The sequence below is a fragment of the Methanoculleus sp. SDB genome (genome assembly GCA_001412355.1).
GTDB lineage: Archaea > Halobacteriota > Methanomicrobia > Methanomicrobiales > Methanomicrobiaceae > LKUD01.
This window is the reverse complement of the sequence record LKUD01000011.1, coordinates 1-2,842: the sequence shown is the minus strand read 5'-3', so window position 1 is coordinate 2,842 and position 2,842 is coordinate 1. Positions and strand designations below refer to the sequence as shown.

Sequence of the window (2,842 nt, the reverse complement as noted above, 5' to 3'; positions counted from 1 at the left end):
TCTGAATGGATAAAGTCCGGAATACAGAGTAAATGGATCAGTTCATGGGCGACCAGTATTCCAAGTACGCCGAACAACAGGGGAATCAGTTCTATCCGAAACGAAAACGTGGTTCCGACTATTCCAAAATATTTGAAAGAGACCGGCACGAACATAGCTGCGATCAACAATGTGATCGTGGCATTGAGTGCCATGAAGGGAATTGATGCAAGCATGGCTGTCAGAATATTCCCGGGTTCTTCCAGTTTCACCCACTGATCGGCTGTCAAATCCAATTGTCTCTGCTTATCCCCCTCCGGGATTCGTGTGATTATTCGAATAGTTCCCCCTCCCTTAGTTCATCGAGGAGTCCCTAGCACCGGGACATCCTTTTTCGGTTGGTATCCCATACTGCACGATTATAATCATCGGGAAGAAGAATTCCACAAATGCTACAGTACTGCCCTGATATTTTCTTCCAGGTTTGGTTTCCTTTTCCTGTTGGTTTCACACGACACCGTACCTTAGCACCATATCCATGTGGGCAAGAATAGTTTTTTTGCCGAGATCCGCTGGCCCTTCACCCGCCCCACAAAAACCGCACGACCACCGCCACCACGCCGCCCATCAAACCACCCGCACCGGCACCGAACTCTGCCGAAAACCACCGTCCGAGCGCCTGCATCCATTCAGGCGGGCAGTTCACCGGCACCGGCATTCCCTGAAGTATGTTTTCGACGGACAGGAATACGCCACGAAAGATGTGTGCCGGATATCCGCAGAAATGTTATAACTTCCCGATCAGGATCCGGCAGAACGGCTCCCGGGCGACCATCCGGTTACGATACACAATATTTCGAGCAGGATTTGATGAGGGGATTTTTATTATCCGCACCGCTGAGGGGAAAAATCCTGTGGCAGGACCATGATACTCGAATTGACCATGCCGGTCAACCTGAATGTGCGGTCATTGCTCACGAAATAACACCGGGCCGACAGGATCGGAAAGCCCGAAACCCTCCTGAATGAACGCACTATACCGGCCTTCAGGGGCGTGTTTCACCCTGACCGGCCGGGGCGGCAATGCATCGGAAGGATACGTCCGCAGATCGGGAATCGCATTCCGGATCATCCGGATTGCATCCCGTCAATCGATACGGCCCTGCTTCCCGGAGGTATTCCACCACGATCGCACCTCGGTCCTGTTCGGGTGGAAATAATACAGGGAACAGAGGGCCGGGGGATACCTCCCGGTCCGGTACCCCTCCAGAAGGAAGAGTGCTTCGTTGCCGACCGTGGAGGTCTGGTTGAACGGCCAGTACGAACTTATCGGCGAAACGACGGGGGCCGCAGGCTCGTCGGAATCGATCTCTTGCATCAGCAGCTCCGCATCCTCGAGCGTGATCCAGCCGTCAGGCACCTCGCCGACCATGACCGGCTGATGAGGATGCATGCGCAGGTCCGCAAGGAAATCCATCGGCGTATGGGCCCTTAAATAGCAGGAATCTCCGCTGATGACGTGCATTCCGGTATTCCTGATCAGGTAGTCGAATGTACAGTTTTCCTGAGGAGGATTCGTCGGAGTGCCTGACGCGACTGCTGTCCCGGGGCCGGTTTCGGGCGGAGCGGGAGAAGATCCGATGCACCCGGCACCCAGCAGCAGCACGGCGAGTACGACAAGTGCGGGGAGGATTCGTGTTCTCATCGGACAGGGTGATTGTGGAGTATCAGACATCGGGGAGCTCCAAACAATCATGGGACGTGAGAAGAAAAAGGAATCCCCCCTCTACTCAAACGGTTCCGGAACACCGGCAGATTCAACCGGTTCCGAAACTCCACAGATTCACTCGCACCACACCAACCGCACGACCATCCCGGACGTCGCCGCCTTCGGTGCGCGGTGGCCGCCGGGATCATGGCGGACACCGACCTCGCCCCTGCGACGGGCTGGGCCGGTCTGGCCGGCGGAGGGATCCCGGGTCTTTAAAAACTATCCGAGCGCTGCAGCCGTCGTGGTGCCGATATCGAAGCACCGGCCGGTGCTGCTCAGGTGCCCGTCCTTCCACCACCGGCAGTAGCGCTCCAGCTGGTCGGCGGGATCGAATCCCTGCTTCTCGATCAGGCTTTCTGCGAGGCAGAGGGCAAGCGAGGTGTCGTCGGTCCATTCGCCCGGCTGCAGGTGGAACGGGCCCCCGCCCTGCATCGTGCGAAGGGGAGAAAATGTTCCGGGCGGGCGGAACTCGAGAGTCGTGCCGAGCGCGTCGCCGGCAGCAAGGCCAAGCAGGCACCCGCGGTAGCGATCTGTCCGCTGTATCGTCATATTCCACCCATTTTCCGTATTAATCTTCGAATCATGGCCTTTGAGCTGGATTTTCTTCAACCATATATGCCCAAACGAGCATTGGAATCACTGGATATCGGATAGTTTCAAGAGTTGTTTCTTCTTTAAATAGTTGGATATGATGGTGGAAAAAAAGAAGTGATTATTGCTTCTTCACTTCGCTCATCAGGGATTCCATGATGTCCGGGGCCTTGTCCTTCAGGCCGAATCCCACGATAATCGCAATCGCCGCACCGAGGCCGAGGCCGACGCCCCAGGCGACGGGGGTAATGAAGATATAAATGAGGGTCAGGTCGATGAGAAGCTGCGTCAGCGCGAGCATGACCACGATGAAGTAGAAGAAGACCCGCAGGACGAGCGTGATCGGTTTGATGAGCTCGACCTTCTGCGCCTGGCCCCAGCCCATCATGAAATCGGCGAAGTAGTCGATAAGGATGAATCCCGCGATCAGGATGATGAGGAATGCAGCGACGTTGGGCAGGTACGCGACGATCGAGGAGATCAGCTCGGTCAGGAACGCCA

The 2,842-nt window shown here is 56.0% G+C and carries 1 protein-coding gene and 3 pseudogenes; all 4 read right to left on the bottom strand.

What is annotated here, in order from left to right:
* Positions 1 to 269: pseudogene (locus APR53_07315) on the bottom strand.
* Positions 270 to 1,126: 857 nt separating this feature from the next.
* Complete coding sequence (locus APR53_07310) at positions 1,127 to 1,684, bottom strand: hypothetical protein (protein KQC05535.1); 558 nt, start codon at positions 1,682 to 1,684, stop codon at positions 1,127 to 1,129.
* Positions 1,685 to 1,972: 288 nt separating this feature from the next.
* A pseudogene (locus APR53_07305) lies at positions 1,973 to 2,299 on the bottom strand.
* Between the two features lie 163 nt (positions 2,300 to 2,462).
* Positions 2,463 to 2,842 (bottom strand): annotated as a pseudogene (locus tag APR53_07300).